General features: G+C 66.1%; 24 protein-coding genes and 2 tRNA genes. 11 read left to right on the plus strand and 15 right to left on the minus strand.

What is annotated here, in order from left to right:
* Positions 1-55: 55 nt before the first annotated feature.
* The 3 genes from AC07VL_RS11450 to AC07VL_RS11460 all read right to left on the minus strand — a co-directional run bounded on the left by AC07VL_RS11450 (position 56) and on the right by AC07VL_RS11460 (position 4,046).
* Positions 56-2,461, minus strand: coding sequence for a TonB-dependent siderophore receptor (locus AC07VL_RS11450; protein ID WP_494805946.1), 2,406 nt, complete (start codon positions 2,459-2,461; stop codon positions 56-58).
* 87 nt (positions 2,462-2,548) lie between these two features.
* On the minus strand, positions 2,549-3,547 hold the full coding sequence (locus tag AC07VL_RS11455; protein ID WP_494805947.1) for a FecR domain-containing protein: 999 nt from the start codon (positions 3,545-3,547) through the stop codon (positions 2,549-2,551).
* Positions 3,534-4,046: a sigma-70 family RNA polymerase sigma factor gene (locus AC07VL_RS11460; RefSeq protein WP_494805948.1), complete on the minus strand. Its 513-nt coding sequence runs from the start codon at positions 4,044-4,046 to the stop codon at positions 3,534-3,536. The genes AC07VL_RS11455 and AC07VL_RS11460 overlap by 14 nt, the downstream gene beginning before the upstream one ends.
* Before the next feature lie 304 nt (positions 4,047-4,350).
* Here AC07VL_RS11460 and AC07VL_RS11465 point away from each other — a divergent pair, with 304 nt between their 5' ends.
* The 4 genes from AC07VL_RS11465 (at position 4,351) to AC07VL_RS11480 (ending at position 8,229) form a co-directional block, all read left to right on the plus strand.
* Positions 4,351-6,885, plus strand: coding sequence for a PepSY domain-containing protein (locus tag AC07VL_RS11465; protein WP_494805949.1), 2,535 nt, complete (start codon positions 4,351-4,353; stop codon positions 6,883-6,885).
* Positions 6,886-7,012: 127 nt separating this feature from the next.
* Complete coding sequence (locus tag AC07VL_RS11470) at positions 7,013-7,198, plus strand: hypothetical protein (RefSeq protein WP_494805950.1); 186 nt, start codon at positions 7,013-7,015, stop codon at positions 7,196-7,198.
* 165 nt (positions 7,199-7,363) lie between these two features.
* Entirely contained in the window at positions 7,364-7,519 is a 156-nt protein-coding gene (locus AC07VL_RS11475; RefSeq protein WP_494805951.1) for a hypothetical protein, read from the plus strand.
* 311 nt (positions 7,520-7,830) lie between these two features.
* Entirely contained in the window at positions 7,831-8,229 is a 399-nt protein-coding gene (locus AC07VL_RS11480; RefSeq protein ID WP_494805952.1) for a bacteriohemerythrin, read from the plus strand.
* A gap of 18 nt (positions 8,230-8,247) precedes the next feature.
* On the opposite strand, the gene AC07VL_RS11485 is transcribed toward AC07VL_RS11480, so the two are convergent.
* Positions 8,248-9,093 (minus strand): hypothetical protein, encoded by an 846-nt coding sequence (locus tag AC07VL_RS11485; RefSeq protein ID WP_494805953.1) that lies wholly within the window; start codon positions 9,091-9,093, stop codon positions 8,248-8,250.
* Between the two features lie 310 nt (positions 9,094-9,403).
* On the opposite strand from AC07VL_RS11485, the gene AC07VL_RS11490 reads away from it, so the two are divergent.
* Positions 9,404-11,638, plus strand: coding sequence for a TonB-dependent siderophore receptor (locus AC07VL_RS11490; protein WP_494805954.1), 2,235 nt, complete (start codon positions 9,404-9,406; stop codon positions 11,636-11,638).
* Here the strand turns inward: AC07VL_RS11490 and AC07VL_RS11495 are convergent, their stop codons facing one another.
* Positions 11,639-12,400 (minus strand): nucleotidyltransferase domain-containing protein, encoded by a 762-nt coding sequence (locus AC07VL_RS11495; protein WP_494805955.1) that lies wholly within the window; start codon positions 12,398-12,400, stop codon positions 11,639-11,641. It lies immediately after the preceding gene.
* A gap of 136 nt (positions 12,401-12,536) precedes the next feature.
* Here AC07VL_RS11495 and AC07VL_RS11500 point away from each other — a divergent pair, with 136 nt between their 5' ends.
* Together AC07VL_RS11500 and AC07VL_RS11505 are read left to right on the plus strand one after the other, a co-directional pair.
* On the plus strand, positions 12,537-13,103 hold the full coding sequence (locus AC07VL_RS11500; protein WP_494805956.1) for a methylated-DNA--[protein]-cysteine S-methyltransferase: 567 nt from the start codon (positions 12,537-12,539) through the stop codon (positions 13,101-13,103).
* Positions 13,104-13,162: 59 nt separating this feature from the next.
* Positions 13,163-13,537 (plus strand): DUF1294 domain-containing protein, encoded by a 375-nt coding sequence (locus tag AC07VL_RS11505; protein WP_494805957.1) that lies wholly within the window; start codon positions 13,163-13,165, stop codon positions 13,535-13,537.
* Positions 13,538-13,559: 22 nt separating this feature from the next.
* On the opposite strand, the gene AC07VL_RS11510 is transcribed toward AC07VL_RS11505, so the two are convergent.
* Entirely contained in the window at positions 13,560-14,282 is a 723-nt protein-coding gene (locus AC07VL_RS11510; RefSeq protein WP_494805958.1) for a hypothetical protein, read from the minus strand.
* 165 nt (positions 14,283-14,447) lie between these two features.
* On the opposite strand from AC07VL_RS11510, the gene AC07VL_RS11515 reads away from it, so the two are divergent.
* On the plus strand, positions 14,448-14,627 hold the full coding sequence (locus tag AC07VL_RS11515) for a hypothetical protein (RefSeq protein WP_494805959.1): 180 nt from the start codon (positions 14,448-14,450) through the stop codon (positions 14,625-14,627).
* A gap of 40 nt (positions 14,628-14,667) precedes the next feature.
* Here the strand turns inward: AC07VL_RS11515 and AC07VL_RS11520 are convergent, their stop codons facing one another.
* From AC07VL_RS11520 to cydD, 6 genes are all read right to left on the minus strand, one after another.
* Entirely contained in the window at positions 14,668-16,227 is a 1,560-nt protein-coding gene (locus tag AC07VL_RS11520) for a methyl-accepting chemotaxis protein (protein WP_494805960.1), read from the minus strand.
* A gap of 530 nt (positions 16,228-16,757) precedes the next feature.
* Positions 16,758-16,883: a cytochrome bd-I oxidase subunit CydX gene (gene cydX / locus AC07VL_RS11525; protein ID WP_494805961.1), complete on the minus strand. Its 126-nt coding sequence runs from the start codon at positions 16,881-16,883 to the stop codon at positions 16,758-16,760.
* 22 nt (positions 16,884-16,905) lie between these two features.
* Positions 16,906-18,060, minus strand: coding sequence for a cytochrome d ubiquinol oxidase subunit II (gene cydB / locus AC07VL_RS11530; protein ID WP_494805962.1), 1,155 nt, complete (start codon positions 18,058-18,060; stop codon positions 16,906-16,908).
* A gap of 12 nt (positions 18,061-18,072) precedes the next feature.
* Positions 18,073-19,650, minus strand: a complete 1,578-nt coding sequence (locus AC07VL_RS11535; protein WP_494805963.1) for a cytochrome ubiquinol oxidase subunit I — start codon at positions 19,648-19,650, stop codon at positions 18,073-18,075.
* Positions 19,651-19,767: 117 nt separating this feature from the next.
* Positions 19,768-21,450 carry an amino acid ABC transporter ATP-binding/permease protein gene (locus AC07VL_RS11540; protein WP_494805964.1) on the minus strand — a complete coding sequence of 561 codons (1,683 nt, stop codon included), beginning with the start codon at positions 21,448-21,450 and terminating at the stop codon, positions 19,768-19,770.
* Positions 21,447-23,135: a thiol reductant ABC exporter subunit CydD gene (gene cydD / locus AC07VL_RS11545; protein ID WP_494805965.1), complete on the minus strand. Its 1,689-nt coding sequence runs from the start codon at positions 23,133-23,135 to the stop codon at positions 21,447-21,449. Before cydD ends, AC07VL_RS11540 begins: the two co-directional genes overlap by 4 nt.
* 139 nt (positions 23,136-23,274) lie before the next feature.
* On the opposite strand from cydD, the gene AC07VL_RS11550 reads away from it, so the two are divergent.
* The 3 genes from AC07VL_RS11550 (at position 23,275) to AC07VL_RS11560 (ending at position 24,954) form a co-directional block, all read left to right on the plus strand.
* Positions 23,275-23,826, plus strand: a complete 552-nt coding sequence (locus tag AC07VL_RS11550) for a GbsR/MarR family transcriptional regulator (RefSeq protein WP_494805966.1) — start codon at positions 23,275-23,277, stop codon at positions 23,824-23,826.
* 273 nt (positions 23,827-24,099) lie between these two features.
* A complete protein-coding gene (locus AC07VL_RS11555; protein WP_494805967.1) occupies positions 24,100-24,663 on the plus strand; it encodes a PEP-CTERM sorting domain-containing protein in 564 nt (187 codons plus the stop codon).
* A 129-nt stretch (positions 24,664-24,792) separates the two neighbouring features.
* On the plus strand, positions 24,793-24,954 hold the full coding sequence (locus tag AC07VL_RS11560) for a hypothetical protein (RefSeq protein ID WP_494805968.1): 162 nt from the start codon (positions 24,793-24,795) through the stop codon (positions 24,952-24,954).
* Positions 24,955-24,986: 32 nt separating this feature from the next.
* On the opposite strand, the gene AC07VL_RS11565 is transcribed toward AC07VL_RS11560, so the two are convergent.
* The 3 genes from AC07VL_RS11565 to glmM form a co-directional block, all read right to left on the minus strand.
* A tRNA-Arg gene (locus AC07VL_RS11565) sits at positions 24,987-25,061 on the minus strand.
* A gap of 94 nt (positions 25,062-25,155) precedes the next feature.
* A tRNA-Pro gene (locus AC07VL_RS11570) sits at positions 25,156-25,232 on the minus strand.
* Between the two features lie 136 nt (positions 25,233-25,368).
* The gene (glmM, locus tag AC07VL_RS11575; protein ID WP_494805969.1) at positions 25,369-26,706 is read right to left on the minus strand and encodes a phosphoglucosamine mutase; all 1,338 of its coding nucleotides are present in this window, start codon (positions 26,704-26,706) and stop codon (positions 25,369-25,371) included.
* Between the last annotated feature and the right edge of the window lie 34 nt (positions 26,707-26,740).

Here is a 26,740-nt window from a genome sequence, read left to right on the forward strand (position 1 = left end):
CGGCAGTTGGCTGGCTCCTTGATTGCTTGGTACTACAAACTTGGGCACTGCAAAACTAGAACCGCCACAGCGCCGTCATGCGCAGCGCCCGGGGCGAACCGGGCGCGATGTTGTCGTTGCTGTGGGCGGAAGCGTAATATTTCTTGTTGAATAAGTTTTCCACGTTCAGTTGCAGCTGGACACGCGGCTGCGGCTTGAAATAGACGGCGCCGTCGACGCGGGTAAAGCCCGGCAGCACCACCGTATTCGACACGGAGGCGTACACGGCGCTGCGGGCGATCACGCCCAGGGCCGCGCCCCAGGCGCCTGAAAAATCGTAGCGGTTCCACAGGGACAGGCTGTGCCGGGGCACGTGCGCCACCGTGGCGCCTGCCAGGGCCGTGGCCGATTGCGTGACCGTCAGCACGGCGCGCTGCCAGGCATAGCCGCCGGCGATGCGCCAACCAGGCAAGACCTTGCCATTGACGTCCAGTTCCAGCCCTTCGCTGCGCTGGCCGTCGACCAGCATGGCCCGCGTGCTGTCGCTCGGGTCGGTGACGGCGACATTGCTGCGCGTCAAACGGTACAGGGCCGCGCTGGCCGTCAAGTCCGGCGTGACCTCCCACCTGGCGCCCGCTTCCACGCTGCGGAAACGCTCCGGCTCGAAGACGGCGTTGCTGGGCGTCAAGGACGCCAGTTGTTCGCCCGCGCGCGGCAGGAAGGACTGGCTCAGGCTGGCATACAGCGACAGGGCGGGCAGCGGCTGGTAAATCAGGCCCGCGCGCGGCGACCACGGCGCATCCGCGCGGGACAGGCGCTCGCCATTGCGCCGGTTGACGAAATCGACGGCAAAGCGCTCGTAGCGCACGCCGGCAATCGCCTGCCAGCGCGGGCTGAAGCGCACCTGGTCCTGCAGATACACGGCGGCCGTGTCGGCCACGCCATGGTTGTCGGCATCCGTGGCGCTGGGGCGGAAAGTCACGGACAAGTCCGTCACGGGGTGCGCCGTGGGCAGGCTGATGTGCGTGACGCTGTCGCCCAGGGTGGTGAAATACCCCGTGTTGCGCAGATTGTCCGTCGTCTGCCGGCCCAGTTCGGCGCCCGCCGTCAGCCGGTGCTGCACGGTCCCGGCCGCCACCGTCCACTCGACGTCCGTCTGGTTGAACAGGTTGCGCCGCCGTGTCGTGCTGTTGTATGCCAGCACCGTCACGGACTGGCCGTCCGCGCTGACGGGACCGGGAAAGGCGTTCTGGTACAGCTTGTCGTAATCGGCCAGGCGCGTGCGGTTGCGCACGCTCGCGCCGCCGCCCAATGCATGCTCGACGGTCACGCCCAGCGCATCGATGTAAGCCCAGGACGGGCTGTTGCCGGCGATGCCGAAGAACGTGGACGGGTCGGTGTCGATGGGCCGCCCCCGGTACGATGGCACGCCCCGGTCCGTCACCCGGTCGTCGTGGAAATGTTCATAGCTGGCCACCACCGTCGTGCGCGGCGACAGGCGCCAGGCCGCGACAGGATTGACGGCGCTGCGGCGCACGTTGACGCCCTGGCGGAACGAATCGCTGTTTTCCGCCATGGCGTTGAGGCGCAGGGACACCGCGCTGCCGACAAGGTGCTGCACGTCGAGGGCGGCGCGCCGGTTGCGCCAGGCGCCCAGGCTCGCCATTGCTTCGCCGGCATCCGTCCACTGCGGCTGCTTGGTGGCGCGGTTGATCACGCCACCGCCGCCGCCGTGGCCGAAGACCAGGGCGTTCGGCCCCTTGATGGCCTCGACCCGCTCGATATTGTAGAAGTCGCGATAGTACTGCACGTCGTCGCGCATGCCGTCCAGGTAGAAATCCGACGTGGAACTGTTGCCGCGCATCACGGCCGTATCGCGGTTGCCCTCGCCCGCCGCCGTGCCCACGCCCGGCAGGTAGCGCAGGACGTCGGTCATGCTGCGCATGTCCTGGTCGCGCAGCAGTTCGCCCGTGACCACGCTGACGGCTTGCGGCGTGTCGCGCAGGGGCGTGTCATGGCGGCTGGCGGCCGCTGAGCTGGCGCGGCGGTAGCCAGAGTCGCCCTCGCCCGTCACCGTGACGGGCGCCAGCACCTGCAGGCCGACCCCTGCCCCATCCAGGTCGGCGCGCACGGGCGGCGGCGCCAGGCGGACGATGTAACTGCCGTCGGCCAGGGCCACGGCCACCAGGCCTGTGCCTGCCAGCAATTGCTGCAAGCCCTGGCCGATGGCCACCGTGGCGTTCAGCCCGACGCTGCGCTTGCCCTGCGTCAAGCCACCTTCGGCCGACAGCAAGATGCCTGCCTGCCCGGCGAACTGGCGCAAGGCCTGGCCCAGGGGCGCGGCGGCGATGCGGAAGCTGCGCGGCGCATCCGAGGCCGCCGCTGCCATCGCATACATGGCGGGCACGGCCAGCAGCGCCGCGGCCAGGGACAGCGGCAGCAGACGGCGGGCAAACGGCAGGGATGAAGGGGACAGGGGCACGGCGTTCCTAGGTGGTGTTGAGCAGGCTACCTCTACCTTGCCAAACAACTTTTCAAAAAGGGAACCAGCTTTGAGAAATATTCTTATTTACAGTTTTGGGCGCGCTTCGACCGTCACCCACCAGTCGTGCAGGCGGTGGACCTTCACGGGCAAGGTCGCTTCCAGGGCCGCCAGGATGCGGTCCGTGTCGGCCAGCGGATAGCTGCCCACGAGGCGCAGATGGGCCACTTCGGGCGCGCAGCCCAGGTGGCCGCGCCGGTAGCGCGACAATTGCGCGAGGAAATCGTCGAGGCGCATCTGCTCGGGCTGCAGGCGGTACTCGATCCACGCGGCCCCGTTCGGATCGGCGGCGAAGGGCTCGCCGATACTGCCATCGCCGAAGCGGATCTGCTGGCCGGCGGGCACGATGCGCGGCGTGCCGCCATCGCGGGGCGCCACCTCGACGCGGCCCTCGTAGACGGCCAGCAAGGTCGTATCGCCCTGCGGCCGCACGCTGAAACGCGTGCCCAGCGCGCGCAGGCGGCCGTGCACGGTGTCGACGACCAGCGGGCGCGCCGGCTGCCGGCAGTCTGGCGCCGTGGCAAGGTGGATTTCGCCCCCATACAGCTTGATGAGGCGCAAACCGGCGCCATAGTCGATATCGAGGGAAGTTGCCGTGTTCAACCACAGCTGCGAGCCGTCGGCCAGCGCCATCTTGCGGATGGTGCCGACGGGGGTGTGTTCCGCCGCTTGCAGGCCGGCGAGCCAGCTGCGCGCATCGCGCCGCCAGAACATGGCGCCGCCCAGTCCGCTCGTCAGGCACAGCAGCAGCAAGCCCTTGACGGCGCTGCGGCGCGGGCCCGCCTCGTCGAGCGCCTGGCGCGCCGGCTCGCCCGGCAAGTGGCGGAATTCGGCGCTGACGGCTTCCACCCTGCGCCAGGCGGCCCGGTGAGCGGGAGACGCCGCATGCCAACGCTCCCACGCTTGCCGGTCGGCGGGCGCCACGTCATCCCCGCGCAGCACGGCGAACCATTCGGCCGCCTCCTGCAGGATGGCGTAGTCGGCCGGCGCCTGGCGCAGCGCGGAGGCGGACTCAGGCGGCATCATCCATGCACAGCATGCATTGCAGCATGGCTTGCGCCATGTATTTTTTCACCATGCGCTCCGATACTTCCAGCTGGCCGGCGATCTGCGCATACGTCAGCCCGTCGAGCTGCGCCAGCAGGAAGGCCTGGCGCGCGCGCGGCGACAGGGTATCGAGCATGGCATCGATGCGGTACAGGGTTTCGACCAGCAGCGCCCTCTCCTCGGGCGACGGCGCCGTCAGCTCGGGCCGGCTGGCCAGCGCGGCGAGGAAGGTGCGCTCCAGGGTCAGGCGGCGCCAGTGGTTGACCAGCAAGCCGTTGGCGACCGTGCTCAGGTAGGCGCGCGGTTCGCGCAGGCCGTCCGCCGACTGCGTGGCCAGCATGCGCACGAAGGTGTCCTGCGCCAGGTCCGCCGCACCGTCGCGGCAGCCCAGCTTGCGCCACAGCCAGTGATACAGCCAGCCATGGTGGCTGGTGTACAGGTCGCTGAAGCTATCGAGGGAGGGAGAAATGGTGGACACGGGCAAACGGACAAAAGGGCTGCCGGACTTGCCTGCCAAGTGGGTCAGCCGGTATCAGGAATTCATGCTCAGGAATGCTGGATCATTTCATGATCACGAATGAGAATGATTTTTATTTTCACACAATTTCACTGCGATGTAAATTATCAATGTCATCATTTTCAAATTCCGTGGCGATTTTGCGCCGCCCCGGACATCCCGCCATTATTTGCGAATGATTCTCGTTTGCGATACTATAGCAGCCTTCACCACCCCTGCCATGCCGTCCGACGCCATGCATGGCTGCGCTATCGAAAGCCGATTCATGACCACCTCCCCTACCCTGCACCGGCCCCAGCTGCGCGCCAGCGCCGACGCCGCGCCCGAAGCGCACCAGCAGCGCCAAGCTGCCGCCGCATCGCCGCGCCGGCACTGGAACTGGAAGCAGGTCTGGTTTCAACTGCACTGGTTCATCGGCATCACGGCCGGCACGGTCCTGGTGATCATTGGCCTGAGCGGCGCCACCCTGGCCTTCAAGGATGAGCTGCTGGACCTGATGAACCCCGGCGTGCGCCACGTGCCCGTGGAAACGCGCGCGCCGCTGACGCCGGGCCAGCTCGCCAGCATTGCCGCGGCCGAACACGGCCAGCGCGTGGCGTCCATCACCATGTATGCGAAAGCGGGCGCGGCGCCCCGTTTATTCTTTGCGCCGAAGCATGGCCAGCGGCGCGGCGAGTCCATTTATGTGCACCCGTACACGGGCGCCACCCAGCCGGCGCTGGCGGGCGCGGAATTTTTCGAATGGACGGAATCGCTGCACCGCTGGCTGCTGCTGCCCCGCGATCCGGGCCGGCAAGTGGCGGGTGCGCTGGCCCTGTGCCTGCTGGGCCTGGCACTCTCCGGCCTGTACCTGCGCTGGCCGCGCCGCCCGCTGGACTGGCGCACGTGGCTGACGTTCGACCCGGCCCTGAAAGGCCGCTCCTTCCTGTGGAATCTGCACGCCGTGGCCGGCACCTGGTGCCTGCTCGTCTACGTGGCGCTGACCCTGACGGGCATCTACTGGAGCTATGACGTGGTGCGCGACAATATCGACGCCTGGGCCGGCAAGCCGCCCCGCGTGGCACAGGCGCCGGGCAAGAAAGGCCCGCCGAAAGAGAACAAGGAAGCGCCCGCCGTCGACGTCGGCCCGGCCTGGAACAGCTTCCAGCAGCACGCCCCCGGCTGGACCCTGGCCAGCGTGCGCCTGCCCACGCGCCCGGACGAAGCCGTGCAATTCACGTGGCTGGCCGCCGACGCGCCGCACGAGCGGGCGCGCAGCCGCATGGACATCCTGCCGGCCGACGGCAAGGTGACGGATAACGCGCCGTACAGCCAGCAGGGACTGGGGGCGCGCCTCGTCAACATCATTTATCCGCTGCACATGGGTACCTACTTCGGCTTGCCAGGACGCATCATCGTCACCCTGGCCAGCCTGGGCCTGCCCCTGTTCGCCATCACGGGCTGGATGCTGTACCTGGGCCGCCGCAAGGCGAAGCGGGCCGTGCAGGCGCAGCGCGCCATGCTGGCCGGCACGCCCGGCAACGCGGGCACGGGCTTGCCCACCCTCGTCGCCTACGCCAGCCAGTCGGGCCAGGCCGAGCGCCTGGCCCTGGAAAGCGCGCGCGCCCTGCAGCAGGCGGGCGCGGCCGTGGACGTGCAGTCGCTGGACCAGTTCGATCCCGCCCAATTGCGCCAGTACGAACGGGCCTTGATCGTCGCCAGCACCTTTGGCGAAGGCGAGGCGCCGGACGGCACGCGCCGCTTCGCGCGCCTGCTGCAAGCCACACCGGGCACGCCGCTGGCGGGCCTGGAAGTGGGTGTATTGGCCCTGGGCGACCGCCATTACAGCGCCTTCTGCGGCTTTGGCCATGCGCTGGAGCAACAACTGCACGCGCTGGGCGCCACGCCACTGTTCCCGCTGATCGAGGTGGACAAGCACGATCCCGCCGCCCTGGCCGCCTGGTCGCAGGCACTGGCCCGCTGCAGCGGCAGCGCCATTGACGCCATCGGCGTGCAGGAAGAAGCATCGTATGACACGTGGCATCTGACGGGCCGCGTGCTGCTCAACCCGGGCAGCCTGGGCGGCGAACTGCACGAAATCACCCTGGCCGGCCCGGCCGGCGCAACGTGGGAAGCGGGCGCGCTGGCTGAAATCATTCCCTGCAATGCGGATGGCAGCGATGGCGACGGGGATACTGCCCACCATGCACCGCGCAGCTATTCCATCGCCTCGATGCCGGCCGATGGCGCGCTGCAATTGCTGGTGCGCCAGGAAACCCATGCGGGCGGGGACAATCAGGGCCATGGCCTCGCTTCCGGCTGGCTCACGCGCTTCGCCCCGCCGGGCGCGGCCATCCGCTTGCGCCTGCAAGCCAACCCCGGCTTCGCCCCTGCCCTGGCGGACGTGCCCTGCATCTATATCGGCAACGGTTCCGGCCTGGCCGGCTTGCGCGCGCACCTGCGCGCGCGCCAACGGGCGGGACTGGCCCGCAACTGGCTGCTGTTCGGCGAACGCCAGCAAGCTTTTGACAGCATCTGCGGCGCGGAGTTGCAGGGCTGGCTGGACAATGGCCACCTGGCGCGCCTGGACCGCGTCTTCTCGCGCGACGGCGCCGGGGACCAGCGCGAATATGTGCAGGACCGCCTGCGCGCCAACGCAAATGAACTGCGCGACTGGCTGGCGCAAGGCGCCATCGTCTGCGTGTGCGGCAGCCTGCACGGCATGGCGGCCGGTGTCGATGCTGTGCTGCAAGAAGTGCTGGGCCAGGATGGCGTCGACGCTCTGCTGGCCGCCGGCCGCTATCGCCGCGACGTGTATTGAGCTACATCAAAGCACCTTGCCTGCCGCCGCCCTGTGTGCGGCGGCGAACGGTGAAAAACCGCCACGGGACTAGAGTGGGCACATGGTGGCAAGCGTGCCGCCCCACCCATCAGTTGCGAGGTCCCCCATGAAAAACCCCTGGATGAGCATGTACCTGAGCGCCGCCAACCGCATCGCCAATACGGCGCGCGGCCAGGCCACGGCGGCCGTCAAGCGCGAAACGGCCAAGAATACGCGGCAGCTGACGCAAGTGTGGTTCGACTCCTTCCTGCCGGCGGCGGGCCAGCCGCGCAAGCGCCGCAAGGCCAGGTAAGCGGGCGACGGGCAGGCACACTGGTGCAGTGCATCACAGCAACTAGTTGAAGTTTCAATCAAATGAACTAAACTGCAAGCATGGTAGTAAAGATATGAGCACGCGATTGAAGTGACCGGCAGGCGCCGCACCCCCGCGCCGCCACCGGCTCATCAGGAGACGACCATGTTGACGCTCAAAGTGCTGCTCTGCCTTGCCCTCTCGGCGCTGCTGCTGATACCGCTGGTATTGCGGGATGCCATGCAGACGTCGGCCGGGCAACAGTTGCAGGTGCCGAACGTGGATGCGCAAGGCATGTGGGCCCGCTGGCCCAAGCAATAAGCCTGCGCGGGGCTGAAAAAACGCCGCCGGCTGCATTGCCGCGCCGCGCAGCACAGTCGTGTTGCCGTCGGCACGGCGCCTTGCCGGCAGTGTCTTTCGGCGGCACCCGCCAGTTGCCCGTCAAGGGTTAGCATCGTTGAAACCGCTTTGTTGCGGGTGGGACAGTGTTCCCTGGCTCCCCTGCTCCAGCTTGCTTCTTCCCCGCCTTTCTTCACCATACTTTTGATCCAGATCATGGATTTACCGCGTTCCTGCGCCCACACTGGAACAGCCCGGCTCGCATCGGGACGGGTTCAACGGGGAGGTTTGGCATGCATGATTCGCATTGGAAAGAAGAGATGGCACTGGGCGTGCCCGCCATCGACGAGGCGCATGAAGCGCTGTTTCTGGAGCTGGGGCGGCTGTCGCAACTGGGCGACCAGCATTTCAGCGCGGCGTTCCGCGACCTGATCGCGGCCGTCGAGCGCGATTTTCGGGAAGAAGAAGACTTGATGGAGGAAATCGGCTTTCCTTCGCTGGCCAACCACCGCGAACAGCATGCGCGCGTGCTCAGCGGCCTGCACCATGCCTGGGCCGCCGTCGACGAAGGCGACCTGGCACAGGGACGCCACGCGCTGTCGCTGTTGCCGCAATGGCTGATCTTTCACCAGGCCACCATGGACCTGGCCCTGGCCGCGGCGCTGGAACTGGCGCAGCGCCAGCCCCAGTAAGCGCCGTCCGCGCCCGTCCTACAGCAGCAGCACGGCAGCCTGCTCGGGCAGCACGACGCGATAGTGGCCCGGGTATTTGTCTTCGCCATCGAAGATCTTGCAGAACACGGGCTGGTTGATGTCGTTGACGGCCGGCTCGTTCATGGGCAGGGTGGCAATCAGCTGCTCGCCATCCATCAGGCGCAGCGCGCTGCCCGTCTCGGCCGCGCAAAAGGCCAGTGCCTGCACCTCGCTGGCGAACGGCCGCTTGTACCACGGCGTGATGGCCCGCACGGCGCGCCGGGCGTCGTGCAGGACCTGGCCGATGCGCGTGACATTCCATGCGTCGCGCGCGACCGAGGGCTGGATGACGATGTTCGCCGTCAACTCTCCCTTGCCCTTGTTGACGAGGAAAGTACCGTCCTGGGCCGCGATATCGTCATTCAGGGGCACGACGAACACGCCCCCTTCCGACACCTTGATGGGAATCGGCGGGCCATTGCCCTGCAGGGCCACGCGCACGTCGTCGATGGTGGCGCTGAGCTTGGCGGGAATCAGGCGCAAGGCCATGACCACGTTGCCGCTCGACACTTGCCACACCTTCCTGGCCGTCAGGTAGCTGTCGCGGTAGGCCGTGAAACGTATGCGGGGCGGCTTGGCGTCGCCATTGGCCGTGATCGTCACCGTTTGCGGCGGCAACGCTTCCGCCGCAGAGGCGGGCTCGCTGGCCGGCGCGGCGGCGGGCGGCGCGGCCTCGCCGGCGGCGGAGGCCGCAGCACTGGCGCTGGGCGGCGACGCGGGAACAGCCGGCGGCGGCGCGTGCTCCTGGGCCTGGCCCAGCGAGACGACACACCACCACCCTGCACAGGCTATCCATGTACGCATGCAATTCTTTCAAATAGGAAAATATTTTGTCAGCGTCTGCATTATCGCAGAAGCCCCGCCAACGCGCCGCCAACGGCCGGCATGCACTCTTCTGATGCGCACGCTTGCTTAATTGGCAAATAGCCCATATATTGATAATGATTCTTATTCACTAAATGTGACAGGCATCGCACGCACGTCCCTCCCGCGCCCCGCGCCGGAACCGCTATCCGAGCCAGACCCCGGGCCAGCCTCCCGCCATCCCCCAGCTACTGCGCCATGCGCCAGACGAGATAGGAACCCTCACGACTAAAAATATGCCAGGAAAATGATGCAATCGACTACCGTCTTCTCTTCTTCGCGCCAGCCCGCCTTGCGCCCTCTCCCCCGCCTGCTGCCGGCCGTCCTGCTGGCCCTTGCCGCCGGCGCGTCCCTGCCGGCCCGGGCAGCCGATGCCGCGCCAGCCGACGTGACCATCCCCGCCGTCACCGTGCTGGGCCAGTCGACGGCCAGCACGGAAGGCACAGGCTCCTACACGGCGGGCGAGGCGCGCAGCGCCACGCGCATGGACCTGTCCCTGCGCGAAACGCCGCAATCGGTCAGCGTCATCACGCGCCAGCTGCTCGACGACCTGGGCGCCGTGCGCCTGGACCAGGCGCTGGCGCAAACGACGGGCATCCAGGTAGGCCAGAACGACACGGAGCGCACGACGTTTTATGCGCGCGGCTTCGGCATCAACAATATCCAGATCGACGGCATGCCACGGGGCGGCAATGCGCCACTGCAAGATACGATCCTGTACGACCGCATCGAAGTGATCCGTGGCGCCACGGGCCTGATGGGCGGCAAGGGCGACCCGTCGGCCACCATCAACATGGTGCGCAAGCGGCCGACGAAGACATTCCAGGCCAGCGCCGGCCTCATCGTCAGCCGCTGGAACGACCAGCGCCTGGAAGCGGACGTCTCCGGCGCCCTGGACGGGGAAGGCAGCGTGCGCGCCCGCGCCGCCCTGGCCTGGCAAAAGCGCGATTCCTACCTGGACATGTACCACGAACGCAAGACGGTCGGCATGGCCATCCTCGAGGCGGACTTGCGCCCCGGCACCCTGCTGACGGCCGGCGTCGACTTCCAGGACAACCAGCCCACGGGCGCCACCTGGGGCGCCGTGCCCTACTGGAATGCGGACGGCAGCCTGGCGAACTTGCCGCGCAACACCAGTTTCACGACGCCGTGGAGCACCTGGGCCAACCAGCAGCATACCGTGTTCACCTCTCTGTACCAGCGCCTGCCCGGCAACTGGAATCTGCACCTGGGCTATGCGCGCACGGAAAGCACGAACCGCACCACCGTCGCCTACGCGGGCGCGGGCCATCCCGACCCCGCCACGGGCGAAGGCATGCGCCTGTGGACGGGCGCCTGGGGCCCGGGCAAGAGCACCGGCGACAATTTCGACCTGTACGCCAGCGGGCCGTTCATCTTGCTGGGACGCAAGCACACGGCCATCGTCGGCTGGAACGGCGGCAACCAGCGCGCCCGTTCGCTGGGCGGCGAGGCGGAAATCGCCTATCCGGACTTCATCCCCGACTACCGCAGCTGGACGGGCAATATTCCCCGCCCCGTCTTCCACGCGGATGGTTCCCACACGGAAACGGTCACGCGCCTGGCGGGCGCCTACGTGGCCACGCGGCTGAGCCTGGCCGACCCGCTGCACCTGATCATCGGCGCGCGCAGCAGCACCTACCGCACGGACACGCGCAGCTACGATACCCGGGGCGCGTACACGGGCAGCGCCGACTTTGCGGAAACGCGCAATGAAATCACGCCCTACGTGGGCGCCGTGTTCGACCTCAACCGGCATTATTCCGCGTATGCCAGCTTTACCCAGCTGTTCAATCCGCAGACGAGCAAGGACCGCAACGACAAGTTCTTGCCGCCGGAAACAGGCGACAACGCGGAGCTGGGCATCAAGGGCGAATTCTATGAGGGCAAGCTGAACGCGTCGGCCGCCCTGTTCCACACGAAGAAAAAGAACCTGGCGGAACTGGACCGCACGGTGCCGCCCGGCTTCCTGCTGCCCGACGGCAGCCAGGCCATGGTGGCCAACGGCGCCGGCGTCACGGCCAGGGGCATCGAATTCGACGTGTCCGGCCAGCTCACGCCCGCGTGGGAAGTGAGCGGCGGCTACACCTACCTGCATGCGGCCGAGGCGGACGGGCGCCGCGCCGCCACCACGCAGCCGCGCCACCTGCTACGCCTGGCCACCAGCTACCGCTTCGACGGCCAGCTGGACGGCTTGCGGGCGGGCGCCAGCATGACGGCGCAGAGCGCCACCTACAGCGAAGCGTGGTATGGCCGCCCGCCGTCCGGGGACGTCGCCAACATCCCGCAGGCGGGCTACGCGCTGGTCAACGCCATGGCCAGCTATGCGCTCAACAAGCATGCCAGCGTGCAATTGAACGTGGACAACCTGCTGGACAAGAAATACTACCGCAACGTGGGCTTCTTCGACGGCGTGTTCTGGGGCGAACCGCGCAACATCAGCCTGTCCCTGCGCGGCACCTACTGATCACGCTGCAGGGTCGCTGCGCCAGTGCGCGGGCGCCGGCAGGTGGAAGCCTTCCAGCAAGGGTCCGCCCACGGGCGCCAGCACGGCGGCGGCCAGGTGCGCGAACGCGCGCTGCCCGGCCGGCAAGTCGCTGGCGACCAGGCGCAGCGCGCCATCGAGCTGGACGGCGACGGCCCCATCGAACGCCTGCAGGCGGCGGAACAGGTGCTTGCCGCCGCCGCTCCATGCGCCGGCCGCGCGCAGGCGCAGGTCGGCCAGCGCCTCATACAGCTGGCAGGCCACGGCCAGCGCCTCGCCCGGATGCCGGCTGTCGACCAGGTCTTCCAGCAGGGTCGTGATGGCGTAGCGGCGCCGCAGCAGGGTGTCCCCGTCGAGCACGGGCGGCCCTGCCGCATCGATGGCTTGCGCCAGCGCCAGCAGCTGCGCATGGCGCGGGCCGGAGGCAACGATGTTTTCCCCTTCCAGCACCATGCGCGCCAGCGGCACCGTGCCGCCCGGTGCATCCATTTCCTGGCAAAAATACGTGAAGGTGGTCACGTCGTGCGCGAACAGTTCCACCGTGCGCCCCTCGGCCACGATGGTGGAACGCCAGGCGCAGTCGACGTGCTCGAACAGCAGCAGCAGGTCGATGTCGGAAGTGGGCGTCTGCCGGCCCGTGGCGAACGAGCCGCCGATGATGGCCGCCACGGCCGTGGGATACTGCTGCTGCACCAGGCGCGCGGCGATGGCGCGGATGGTGTCGTACGTGGGGATGGTCGTCAAAGCCGGTTCTCCGTGCCGAAAAAACACTATCCTACCCGCAATAGGCAACTGGCTGCCATACGTCCGCCATCCTGCTACACTGGCGCACTCTCATTCAGCACGGCGTTCGCCCAGGCGGCGTGACCAAGGAACAGACATGGAATACGTATGCATGGTGGTGCCCTCGCCCGTGGGCGAGCTGACCCTGGTGGCGCGCGGCGCGGCGCTGGCCGCCATCTTGTGGGAAAACGACAAGCCCAATCGCGTGCGCCTGGGCCAGATGCGCGTCGATGCAGACTGTGCCGTGCTGCAGGAAACGGCGCGCCAGCTGGCGGCGTATTTTGCCGGCACGCTGCAATGCTTCGACGTGCCGCTCGATTTCGCCGGCACGCCCTTCCAGCAGGACGTCTGGCGCGCGCTGCTGACGATACCGTATGGCCAGACGCGCAGCTATGGCGAGATCGCGCGCCAGATCGGCCGCCCTTCCGCCGTGCGCGCCGTCGGCGCCGCCAACGGCAAGAATCCCATCTCCATCATCGCGCCCTGCCACCGTGTCATCGGCGCCACGGGCGAGCTGACGGGCTTTGCGGGCGGCTTGCACGCCAAGGAAACTTTACTGGCGCTGGAAGGCATCGCCCTGTCCAGCGACCGCGAAGCCCTGAAGACGGGCCACGCCCGGCGCCGCGCCAAGCAGGTCGATACGGCGCAGGGCTGCCTGTTTTAGCAGGCGGTCCCGCTCTCCTTGTGGGATACTCGCGCCCTCCGTTCACGCCCAGCCATCCTATGCCCTACCTGTCCATCCTGTTCTTTGCCGTCCTGTATTTGCTGGCTACCTTCTTTTTCCATATTCCCGCCCTGGTCGCCCTCGTGTATGGCGTGCTGAGCATCAGCTGCTTCGTGGCCTATGCCATCGACAAATCGGCCGCCAAAGGGGGCCGCTGGCGCACGTCGGAACGCACCCTGCTGCTGCTGGGATTTCTGTGCGGCTGGCCGGGCGCCGTGCTGGCCCAGCAATGGCTGCGCCACAAGTCGAGCAAGCGCTCGTTCCGCATCCTGTTCTGGATCACCGTCGCCCTCAATATCGGCGCCTTCGCGTACTTCAGCATGCATTACGCGGCGCCGGACATCGGCACGGACGTGGCGCCCATCGAACTGTAGGGCACCAGAAGCGCCCCGCGGCTCACTCGCCCAGCAGGCGCAGCGACTCCAGCCAGTCCGCCTTCCACTCGCGCAGCAGGGGCTGCGTGGCGAAGGCCTTCTTCAGGTGCGCCATCGGCACGCGGTGCACGTCGTGCAGGCCGAACGCCAGCGTCACCGGATGCCACAGGTGGCTGTTCTTGCCGCCGCGCGAATTCTTGCGCACGCGCGCGCCATCGTCGCCAAAGATGCCCACGCCGCTGGCCAGCCCCTTGTCCAGGTCGACCTTGCCCACGCCGGCGAAGGCAAGCAGGATCTGTTCGCGGCCCAGGCCCTTCAGGGCACTGGGCAGGACGACGGGCGCCGCCTTGTCCGCCGCCGCTACATCCGGCTGCGGCTGCTGCAATTCCTTGAGCAAACGCAACAGGTCGCGTTCCTGGAAGTGCAGGCCGTCCAGCGGCACGCGCAAGCCCGGCGCCTTCAGTTCGATGGCGAGGTTGCCCGAATCGCGCGTAAAACGCAGCCAGACGTCGCCCGCGCCCGAGGCCAGGTGCTGCTTGTCGCCAATAAACACGACGGGCGCCGCATAGCGCGTCACGCCATCCTGGAACAGCCCGGCCCATTCCTCGCTGTAGTCGAGCCACACGTACGGCGCGCCGCCCTGCTCCAGCAGGCGCGCCAGGGTCCACGGGGAACCTGTCTGTTCGGCCAGCCAGGCACAAGCGTCAAGGGCGGTAGCGCGGTAAGGCAAAGGGAGGGAGGTCATGGCGGTTCCGTGGATCAAAGTGGAGCGCAGTGTAGCAGACGCCGCCATTGTCCAGCCTGGCATGCGCGGCGGGCGCGCCTTTTTTGCGCGATGTGCTAGGCTGGAAGCATCAGCCCGCGCCATGGCCATCCTGGCCGCATGGCGCACAACCGCGAGGGGATCACCATGCAATCGAGCACCAATGCCGCCACCGCACCCGCACCGCCACCCGAGCGCGATTCGCCCACGCCGACCAGCGAAAGCCACGCCGAGGAAGCCCTCGATGAAGCGCTGAAGGAAAGCTTTCCGGCCAGCGACCCGATCGCCATCGCCACGCCCAAACCTGCCCCCAGGACGCCGGCCTGAGTCCCCTGCCTGTCTTGGGGCACAAGGCCGGTCGCTGAGGTCATGCCAGCAATTTGAATACGCGCACGTCCTGCATCATGCTGTCCGCCTGCTCCTGCATGCTGGCCGCTGCCGCTGCTGCCTGCTCGACCAGGGCGGCGTTCTGCTGGGTCACCGCATCCATCTGGCTGATGGCCTGATTCACCTGTTTGATGCCATCGTTCTGCTCATTGCTGGCGACGGCGATTTCCCCCATGATGCCCGCCACCTGCTGGACCGAGGACACGATTTGCTTCATCGTGCCGCCCGCTTCATCGACCAGATTGCTGCCAAGCTCGACTTTTTCGACCGATTCGGCAATCAGCTGCTTGATCTCTTTGGCGGCATTGGCGGAACGTTGCGCCAGGGCGCGCACCTCCGATGCGACGACAGCAAAACCACGCCCCAGTTCTCCGGCGCGCGCCGCTTCCACCGCCGCATTCAGGGCCAGAATATTCGTCTGAAACGCGATGCCATCGATCACGGAAATGATCTCGACGATACGGTTCGAGCTGTCCTTGATCGATATCATGGTCGCGACGACACGCTCGACCACCTGCCCGCCCTGCACCGCAACCGCTGAAGCCGACAAAACCAGTTGATTGGCTTGCTGGGCGCTTTCGGCATTCTGCTGCACCGTGCTGGTCAATTGCTGCATCGCCGACGACGTTTGCTCCAGTGCACCGGCCTGAGCCTCCGTTCTGGCCGAGAGGTCCAGATTGCCGGCAGCAATTTCCTGCGAGGCTGTCGAAATGGTTTCAGTACCGCCACGCACACGGCCCACCGTATGACGCAGGCTCTCCGTCATGCTTTTCAGAGCACGCATCAGTTCGCCCGGCTCGTCGCGATAGTCGGTCGCGATATGGCTGCGCAGGTCACCGGACGCGACAATGCGGGCAAGGTGCACGGCGTCCTGCAGTGGCTTGGTAATACTCTTGCTGATGAGCACAGCCACCACGATTGCCGTCCCCAGCGAGAGCAGCAGTATCGCCAGCAGCAAGCTGCCCGCCACCGTGATGCGCGCGCCCGATTCCGCCTCTATCGCCGACGCGCGTTGGGTGGTCAACTCGACCAGTTGCTTGATGGCCTGCAGATGCCGGGCGTAACTCGTCGTCATTTTTTTCATGGCAACGGCGGCGCCAGCCTTGTCCTGCGCCTCGATTGCGGGAATGAACTGTTGCAGTGCAACCGTATAGAAGTCCAGCGCCGGCGCATGCGCCTTGTTCAGCAACAGCCCGGCGATATCGGCATCCAGCGTCTCCCCTTTCCAGAATGCATGGCGTTCATCGTAATCATGCTTGAGCGTCTTGAATTGGGCGATCAACTGCGCCTGTTCGGCACGATCCTCGGCCGCCAGCAGCTGAAAACTGACCAGGTACGATTCCAGTATGTACTCCGGCGGTGGCAACACGTCCGCAATCAGATCCTTGCTTTGCACAATTTTCTGATAGACAGGGCCGTTCACTTTCCATTCTTGCAGAGTCTTGAACGACCATAGGCCATAGAGGATGAAACCGACTGAAAAGATCACAATCAGCACAGCCAGGCGGTGCGTTAGTTTGAGTCCTCTTAGCATACTCATGATGTTTTCCTTAGATTAACTATGCTTGCCTCTGGTTCAGCGGCCGAGGCGGCACTACTCGCGCACGGATGGCAGGCGCTCGGCCGACGCCGCGACAACTTACCAAAACGTCATTCTATTTTTTTGACAGGCAACTTATTTTACATCCAATTTTGACAATTTAGTGCGAATTTAATTAAAATTCACAAAAATTAAAATAAAAAACACAAAAAACATAAATTTATGCAAGGGGCCGTGACATCGGCGTGAAAACAAGTTCTAGCGCTTCCCTCCCCTGCGCGCGGCTGCCGCGAACGGCCGGACCGGGCGTTGGAGATGCAGGGGCGGGCGGCGGGTGCGGCGGGGAGCAGTGAAGTTCTGGCGCTACGGCAACGCGTTCCGTGTTGGCCGCACAACGCCTTTCGCCGCGCCCCACAGCATGCTGATTGCGGTGCTTGCTTTCGGGAAATGTGGAAAACCATAGAAAATCCCCGCCGGGCAGCGATGGCAAAACCATCGCGCCGGGCGGGGCCAGTCAAGCCGGCACGCGCTTACTTGAGCGTGTCGCGGTACTGCTCGGGCGTCGTGTCGCCATCGGCGATTTCGTACCACATCGCATTGAGCACGGCGAAGGTCGCCGCCAGCGGCAGACCCAGTATCCAGGCGAAATACCACATAGTTAATTCCTTTCGTAAATTCTTAGTAGGCGTGACCGCTGTCGTCGGCAATGGCCTTGCCGTCAACCTTGCCCCACAGCACTTTGTACACCCAGGTGGTGTACGCCACGATGAGGGGGATGAAGACGGCCGTGACGACCAGCATGATGAACAGGGTCAGGTGGCTGGACGAGGAATCCCACACCGTCAGGCTGGCGCGCGGGTCGATCGACGATGGTAGGATGAACGGGAACATGGCCGCGCCCACGCTGAGGATGATGCCGGCGATGCTGGCCGCGCTGGCCAGCAAGGCAGGCACTTCGCGGCGCGCGCGCAGGAAGGCGAAGGCCAGCAAGGGTCCCAGCAAGCCCAGCGCCGGTGCGATCCACGTCCACGGATGGGCGGCGAAGTTGAGGAACCAGGCGCCCACGTGCACTTCCGCCGTTTTCAGCAGCGGATTCGACGGGCCATCGACCAGCACCGTACTGGTGAAGCGGTAGCCATCGACCCACAGCCACAGGGCCACGCCGGCCAGCGCGTACAGCACGACGGTCGCGATGGCCGCCACGCTGCCGTAGTTGCGCGAACGGTCCGCCACGGCGCCGTCCGTTTTCACTTGCAGCCAGGTGGCGCCATGCATCACCAGCATGGCCACCGAGACGAGGCCGCACAGCAGGGCGAACGGGTTGAGCAGCGCGAAGAAGCTGCCGTCATAGAAGATGTGCATGTCCGGCGAGAAACGGAACGGCACGCCTTGCAGCACGTTGCCGATGGCCACGCCGCAGATCAGCGCTGGCACGAAGCCGCCCACGAACAGGGCCGCGTCCCAGCGGGCGCGCCAGCGGGGATCTTCGCGCTTGCTGCGGAACTTGAAGGCCACGGGACGGATGATCAGCGCCACGAGGATGACGAACATGGCCAGGTAAAAGCCCGAGAACGAGACGGCGTACAGCTGCGGCCAGGCGGCAAAGATGGCGCCGCCGCCGAGGATCAGCCACACCTGGTTGCCTTCCCACACGGGACCAATGCTGTTGATGATGACCCTGCGCTCGAGGTCCGTCTTGCCGGCGAAGGGCAGCAAAATGCCCGTGCCCAGGTCGAAGCCGTCCGTGATGGCAAAACCGACCAGCAGCACGCCGATCAGCAGCCACCAGATCAGGCGCAGGGTTTCATACGAAATCATTTCATGCAAAATCATGGTCTGCCCTCCTTAGGCGTGTTGGGTACGAATGGCCGGGGACGCAGGCACGGGGGCCGGCGCCGTCTCTTGCGGCCCCTTGCGGATGGCCTTGAGCAGCAGCTTCATTTCGATAATCAACAGCACGGTATAGATGGCGGCAAAGCCGGCGATGGTGATCAAGAGGGTTGTCGCGCCCAGGTTGGACACGGCCACGGCCGTCGGCAGCACGCCTTCGATGACCCACGGCTGGCGGCCCACTTCGGCCACGATCCAGCCCGCCTCGATGGCCACCCACGGCAGCGGAATGGCGAACACGGCCAGCTTCAGCAGCCAGCGGTGCTTGTCCAGCGTGCGGCGCGTCGACAGCACGAAGAAGGTACCCATCAGCAAGATGAAGAACATGCCCAGGCCCACCATCACGCGGAAGGACCAGAACAGGGGCGCCACGGGCGGCACGGTATCGAGCGCGGCCTTGCGGATCTGCTCGGGCGTGGCCTGGCGCGGATCGTCGACATAGCGTTTCAGCAGCAGGGCATAGCCCATGGACTGGCCTTTCGACTCGAACACGTCCTTCGCCTCTTGCGGCACGGGGCTGCCCGGCGCCACGCTGCGGATGGTCTGCAGCGCGTCGTAGGCCTTGATGCCGTCCTGGATCAGCAGCTCGCCGCGGTCGACCAATTGCTCGATGCCGGGGATTTCCGTCGTCAACGAGCGCGTGCCGATCAAGCCCATCACCATGGGGATGTGCACGGCGTAATGCGTCTCGCGCGCTTTAGCGTCGGGAAAACCGAAGGCCGTGAAGGCGGCCGGGGCCGGCTCCGTGGTCCACATGGCTTCGATGGCGGCCAGCTTCATCTTCTGGTGTTCCGACGACAGGTAGCCGCTTTCATCGCCCAGCACCACCACCGACAGCGAGGCGGCCAGGCCGAACGAGGCGGCCACCGTCATCGAGCGCTTGGCCAGCTGCACGTGGCGGCCTTTCAGCAAATACCAGGCGGAAATCCCCAGCACGAACACCGCCGCCGCCGTATAGCCGGCCGATACCGTGTGCACGAATTTTGCCTGTGCCACGGGATTGGTCAGCACGGCACCGAAATCGCTCACTTCCATGCGCATGGTCTGCGGGTTGAAGGCCGCGCCGACGGGATTTTGCATCCAGCCGTTGGCGATCAGGATCCACAGGGCCGAGAAGTTCGAGCCGATGGCCACCAGCCAGGTGGTCACCAGGTGGCCCCGCTTCGACAGCTTGTCCCAGCCGAAGAAGAACAGGCCGACGAAGGTCGCCTCCAGGAAGAAGGCCATCAAGCCTTCGATGGCCAGCGGCGCGCCGAAAATGTCGCCCACATAATGGCTGTAGTAGCTCCAGTTCATGCCGAACTGGAATTCCATGACGATGCCCGTCGCCACGCCCATGGCAAAGTTGATGCCGAACAAGACACCCCAGAACTTGGTCATGTCGCGCCAGATGGGTCGGTTGGTCATCACGTAGACCGTCTCCATGATGGCGAGGATCACTGACAGGCCCAGCGTCAGCGGAACAAATATAAAGTGGTACAGAGCTGTCAGCGCAAACTGCAGTCTGGATAAAGCGACAATATCGAAGTCCATATGATTTCCTTGGTGTTTCCCTGCTGTAATTGTAAACTTGGTATCTATCTGATGCTGTTCGATTGGCGCCGGTGTTGTAAAGTTGTCAGGCAGCGCCGCCTGCGTCTCCTCTATTCTTCAATCGTTGCGCAAGCCGGCCAACGCCGCCTCGAAGGCCGCGGTGCCGCGCCGCGCGTCGCCCACGATGCGGCCGTCGCGCAGGCTCACCAGCCGGTCCGCCAGCGCCGCTTCGCGCCGCAAGTGGGTTGCGATCAGCAAGCTGCGCCCTTCGCTGCGCGCGCGCAGGCGCTGCAGGACATCGACCGCCGTCCGTGCATTGAGCGCCTCGGTGGCCTCGTCCAGCAGCCATAAATCTGATTCATGCAGGAACAGGCGCGCCAGCGCCAGGCGCCGCGCCTGCCCGCCCGACAGGCCCAGGCCGCCCTCGCCCAGCATAGTGTCGAGGCCGCCCGCGAAGGCCCGCACCTCGTCCTCCAGGCCGGCCGCGTGCAGCGCCTGCCACAGGCGCGCGTCGCTGGCGGACGGGTCGGCCAGGCGCAGGTTGTCGCGCACGCTGTCCTGGAATAATTCGGTACGCTGGGTAAACAGGCAGGCGCGCCCCGCATGGACCGTGCCCGCCAGCGGCGCCAGCTCGCGCGCGGCAATGGCCAGCAAGGTGGACTTGCCCGCGCCGCTGGGACCGATCAAGGCCACGCGCTCGCCGGCGCCGATATGCAGGGAGATATCGTGCAGGATGGCCAGCCGGCTGCCCGCATGCGCGGCGCTGACATGTTCCAGATGCAGGCCCGGCGCCGCGTCTACGGGCGGCGCGGCAAGGTCTTGCCGGTCCAGGCGCGGCGCCAGGCGGCGCATGGCCAGCAGCATGCGTCCCGCTTCCAGTGCGCCGCGGCGCAGTCCCGCAAACGGTTCCACGGCCGTCAGGGCGACCAGCAGGGCCAGCGCGGCCAGCGGCACGTCCAGCGCCTGCTGCTGCACCAGCGCGGCCACGGCCAGCAGCACGCCGGAAAGTAGCGCGCTGCCGGCCACGCCATACGCGGCGCCGGCGGACGTTTCCAGGCGCTGCAGGGCAACATCGGCGTACGCCAGCGAGCGGTCTATCTGCGCCAGCGCGGCGCACTGGGCATCGATGCGTCCGGCCATCACCAGGTCCGTCTGGCCCGCCACCAGGTCGATGGTGCCGGAGCGCAATTTTTCGATGGCGCGCGAGCGCACGATGGCGGGGCGGCGCGCGCGGCGGGCCACCAGCCAGCCGATGCCGCCGCCGGCGGCCAGCAGCCATGCGGCCACGCCGACACCCAGCTGCCACCGCATGACGCCCAGCGCCACGCCCGCCAGCAGGGCCGCGCACAGGGCCGTGAAGGCGGGCACCAGCAGGCGCAGATACAGCGATTCGAGGGCGTCGATGTCGGCCGTCAGGCGGAACAGCAGCTTGGCGGGCTGGCGCAGCAGGCGGCTGGCCGCCTCGGGACGCGACCAGCCACGGAACAGCTGCACGCGGATATGCGCCAGCGCGGCAAACGTGGCGTCGTGCGTGACGAGGCGCTCCGCGTAGCGCGAACCCGTGCGGCCGATGGCCAGCAGGCGGATGCCGGCCGATGGTCCGAATACGTCGAAGACGATGGCCGTCGAGGCGTGCAGGCCGGCAACCGAGGTGGCCGTGATGAACCAGCCGGACAGGCCCAGCAAGGCCATGCCGGCCACCGCCGTCAGGGCCGCCAGCACGGCGCCCGCGATCAGCTTGCCGGGTTGGGCCAGCAGCAACTGGCGCAGGACGGGATTGAGTAGCCGTGAATTGTTCATGCGCGCAACTCCTGTGACTGCGCCCGGGCATCGACCAGCACGGTGCGCTGCAGGCGGCCGGCCAGCACGGGGTCGTGCGTGGCGACAAGCATCGTCTTGCCTTGCGCCAGGGCCAGCAGGGCATCCGTCACGCGGGCCGCCGTTTCGCTGTCCAGGTGGGCAGTCGGCTCATCGACGAGCAGCACGTCCGCATGCGGATGCAGGGCCACGCGGGCCAGGGCCAGGCGCACGGCTTCGCCGCCCGACAAACCCTGCCCCCCGTCGCTGAGCATGACGGCCGGCTGCGCCTGCGCCACCTGTGCCAGGTCGGCCAGGTGCAGCGCCTGCGTGACTTGCGCGGTGCTGGCGTCCGCGCGGCCCAGGGTCACGTTCTGGCTGACGGAAGCGGCAAACACGTGGGGCCGCTGGCCCATCCACGCCATGCGCTGGCGCAAGGTGTTCACGCTGGCATCGTTCAGGCGCACGCCGCCGATGCGGATCTCGCCGCCGCCGGCAGGCAGCAGGCCGGCCAGCAAGGATAACAAGGTGGTCTTGCCCGCGCCGCTGGCGCCCAGCAGGGCCACGTGTTCGCCGGGACGCACATGCAGGTCGAAGCCGTCGAACACGGGCGCCTCGCCGGGATGGGCAAACGATAATTGATGAATGTCAATGCCAGGCGCCGCTGCCACAGCCATGGCGGCGGCGGAAACGGCGGCGACAGCCACCTGGGCGCCGGGCAGCGGCACGCCATCGGCCGCCAGGTCGTGCAGGCCGGCCAGGCCCGCTTCGCCGGCCGCCTTGTCGTGCCAGACGGCGGCCAGTTCGCGCAGCGGCTCGAAGAAGGCGGGCGCCAGCAGCAGGATGAACAGGCCTTGCCCCAGGCTCAGCTCCCTGCCCCAGGTGCCGAAATGAATGCTGCCCAGGAGGGAAAAACCGATGTAGGCGGCCACCATGGCGACACCAAGGGCGGAAAACAGTTCCAGCACGGCGGACGATAAAAAGGCGATGCGCAAGACCACCATCGTGCGCCGGCGCACGGATTGCGACGAGGCAGCGAGCCGTTCGGCCGTGGCGTCGACGGCGCCCAGCGCGCGCAGGGTGGCCAGGCCGCGCAGGCGGTCCAGCAGAAAGGCGTTCATGCTGCCCATTTCCACCATCTGCGCGCGGCTGGCCGCCTGCGCGCCCATGCCCACGAGGGCCATGAAGACGGGAATCAGCGGTGCGGCGATGAGCAGGATCAGGGCGGCGATCCACGACAGGGGCGCCACCACGGCGAGGATGACGAGCGGCACGAGCAGCACCTTCCAGCGCGCCGGCCGGTAGCGCACCAGGTAGGGCACGATGGCCTCGGCCTGCTCGGCCATGACGCTGGCCGCCTGGCCCGACTGGGCGCGCTGGCGGTCCAGCGGCGAACGGCGGGCCAGCGCCTGCGCCACATGCGCGCGCAGGGTCGACAGGTGGGCGCGCGCCGCGCCGTACATGCGCCGCGCGCCCCACGCCTCGGCCGCGGCCCTGAGCACGCCCAGCAGCAACACGCCGGCCGCCGGCGCCAGCGCGGCGCGCCAGCCGGCGCCATCGAACATGGCTTGCACAGCCCGTGCCAGCAAGGCCGCCTGGGGCAGCCACAGCAAGGCGGCGCTCCCCTGCACCAGGCTGGCAATACGGGGAAGGACAAAGCGGGGCAAGGACAAGGGGGCAGTCGACATATTTTATACTTCTTGAGTTTTCAGAATTTTCTGTAAATTCGATTTTTTGTATAATACTGCGAAACATGACATATATCAATTGACCCGGCCAGTATGCCGTGAAAAAATCCAAACACTTATGAAAACTCAAAATATCCAAATGACGCCGCTGATCCTGACCTTCGTCAGCCATTTTGGCGAGATGGGCAGTCGCTGGGGCTTCAACCGCACCGTGGGCCAAGTGTACGCGCTGCTGTTTGTCGCCGAGCATCCCCTGCACGCGGATGAAATTGCGGAGCACCTGAGTTTTTCGCGCTCGAACGTGAGCATCGGCCTGAAGGAATTGCAGGGCTGGGGCCTGATCCGCCAGTCGCGCATTCCCGGCGACCGGCGCGAGTATTTTTCCTCGCTGGGCGATGTCTGGCAAATCTTCCGCGTGGTGGCCGCCGAGCGGCGCCGCCGCGAAGTGGCGCCCACCCTGACGGTGCTGCGCGAATCGCTGCTGGCGCCGGCCACGGAAGCCGTGGACCAGTACGCGCAGGAGCGCATGCGTGAAATGTATGAACTGGTTGACCTGGCCAATACCTGGTTCGACGACTTGCAGCGCCTGTCGCCCGAATCGATGGCGCAGTTGATGAAAATGGGTGCCAAGGTACAGAAATTGCTCAACGCCAAGGATCGCCTGTTCGGCGTCGGCAACAACAGCGACTGACCCCCTCCCCTGCGCTACAGACAGCCGCCGGCACGGCCCGGCGCGGATAGCCACGCCCCCTACCCCGCCTCGCCGGCTCAATCGGACATAGCCGTATGCGATGTTATCAACTTTGCCAATAGCATTATTTAAATTGTATTAATTTATATCAAGACTAAGCTTGCATATGCGTACTCACTACGCGCAGCAAACTGGCAATGGGATGACCTCCCCGGCATGCAGGGATGCGTCCCGACGCAATGAAGCGACTGTCTCAAGCACAAGGGGATTTCCATGAAAAACATCAAGAGCATTACACTCAAGACATCCATGCTGGCAGCAATAGCCGTCCTGGCCGGCACGGCGCAAGCGGCCACGTGGGTGGACGTGGGACCGGCCAGCGGTTTCGTCATCGCCGGCAGCACCGTGACCTACTCGCCATCGCCGGCGCTGCAGGTAAAGTATTATGACGATAATCTGGTGCCGCAGAGTCCCTCCGACATCCAGGGCTATATCAATGGCGTGTTCGGCACCAGCCTGGGCGCCGCCGTCTCGTTTTGCGACAATCCCACCTCGGGCTGCACCGCCGGCACCACGGCCGGCCTGAGCGGGGGCGTCAACTCCTATACGAGCGCGGCCGCCTATGACTACCTGGCCATCCACTTCGGCCAGGGCGAGCTGGTATTCCACTGGGCCACGCCCGTGGCTGCCGGCAGCACCTTCACGGTGGCGGGCCTGCCCAAGGACCTGAGCAACTACAGGGCCTTCACTTCCGCCGTGCCGGAACCTGAAACCTATGCCATGCTGCTGGCCGGCCTGGGCTTGCTGGGCTGGATGGCGCGGCGCCGCCCGTCGTGACAGGCACGGCGCGCTGACGGCGCCAGCCATTTTTACGGCGCATAGACGCCGCGACGCCTTCTTTTTACGGCGCATTGATACCTCTCCCGCTATGCTCGATAACATCATCGATCATGCGGGAGAGCATGCATGCACAAGCCACCATTCCAGACGCGCACGCGACTGCCCGTGCGCGAACGGCTGCGTCTGACGCAGCTGGCGCGCAAGAGAATGCGGCCGCTATGGTCCGCGCTGTTGCGCGCGCCGCCGCTGCTGTATTTGCTGAGTGAGGTATTGTTTGCGCAGCCGTGAAGCGGCACGCAGGGAAATGGCCAGTATGAAACTGGTCCGCCCAGAGGGAATCGAACCCCCATTCACGGTTTAGAAGACCGTTGTCCTATCCGTTGAACGATGGGCGGAAAGGTGCAGTATTTTAATCCATGCGCGTCAGCAATGAAATGGCTGCGCGGAATAGAAAACGGGCTGTCATCTCTGACAGCCCGCTTATGACTTTGGTCGGAGTACAAGGATTCGAACCTTGGACCCCCTGGTCCCAAACCAGGTGCGCTACCGGGCTGCGCCACACTCCGAAGACAAGATAATAACGCCCCCACCCAATTTCGTCAATTGCCCCAGGCGAATTAGATGGAAATAACTATCGCGTCTGCTTGAAGAGGCTTGCTGAAAACGTTCAGGGCAAGGCGGGCAAGGCCGCCGTGGCCCTTTTCAGGCGGCAACCTTATCGGCGATGCGGCGCGCCATGCTCTCGGCCTTCTCCTTGTCCTTCGCTTCCACCATCACGCGGATCAACGGTTCGGTGCCCGAAGCGCGGATCAGCACGCGGCCCGTGTCGCCCAGCTCGGCCTCGACTTTTTCCTTCTCGGCCACCATGGCGGCGTTCTTCTGCCAGTCGAAACCGGGCGCCACGCGCAGGTTGATCAGGGTCTGCGGGAACAGCACCAGTTCGGCCAGGCATTGCTGCAGGCTCTGGCCACTGCGCTTGAGCGCGGACAACACCTGCAGCGCGGAGACGATGCCGTCGCCCGTCGTGTGCCTGTCCAGGCACAGCAGATGGCCGGAACCTTCGCCGCCCAGTATCCAGCCCTTTTCCTTCATCACTTCCAGCACGTAGCGGTCGCCCACCTTGGCGCGGGCGAAACCGATGCCCTGCTGCTTGAACAGCACTTCCAGCGCCATGTTCGTCATCAGGGTGCCCACGGCGCCAGCCACGGGGCCTGTCGCCAGGCGGTCCTTGACCATGACGTACAACAACTCGTCGCCGTTATACAGGCGGCCCGTGGCGTCGCACATGATCAGGCGGTCGGCGTCGCCGTCGAGCGCGATGCCCAGGTCCGCGCCGTGCTCGACGACGGCTTCGGCCATGGCCTTTGTTGCCGTGGCGCCGAAGCCCGCGTTGATGTTGAAGCCGTCCGGCTTGTTGCCGATGGCAATGACTTCCGCGCCCAGTTCATGGAACACGTGCGGGGCGATATGGTAGGCGGCGCCGTGGGCGCAATCGACGACGATCTTCAGGCCACGCAGGTCCAGCTCGTTCGGGAAGGTGCTCTTGCAAAATTCGATGTAACGGCCCTGGGCGTCATCGAGGCGCTTGGCGCGGCCCAGCTTGTCCGACGGCACGCAGGCCATGGGCGCATCGAGCGCCGCCTCGATTTCCAGCTCCACGCTGTCGGGCAGCTTGGTGCCCTGGCCGGAAAAGAACTTGATGCCGTTGTCCTGGTAGGGATTGTGCGAAGCGGAAATGACCACGCCGGCCGACAGGCGCAGCGCCCGCGTCAGGTAGGCGATGGCCGGCGTCGGCATGGGCCCCGCCAGCATCACGTCCACGCCGGCGGCCGACAGGCCCGCTTCCAGCGCCGCTTCCAGCATGTAGCCGGAAATGCGCGTGTCCTTGCCGATCAGCACAGTCGGATGCGCCTTGCCGCCTTGCGACTTGGCCAGCACCGTGCCGGCAGCGTAGCCGAGGCGCATGACGAAATCGGGAGTGATCGGGGCGGCGCCCACCAGGCCACGGATGCCATCGGTACCAAAATATTTACGCGTCATAGTCTTTCTCTTTTTGTTGTTTATATTGAATCTT

The organism is Janthinobacterium sp. GW821-FHT03C08 (assembly GCF_059420905.1).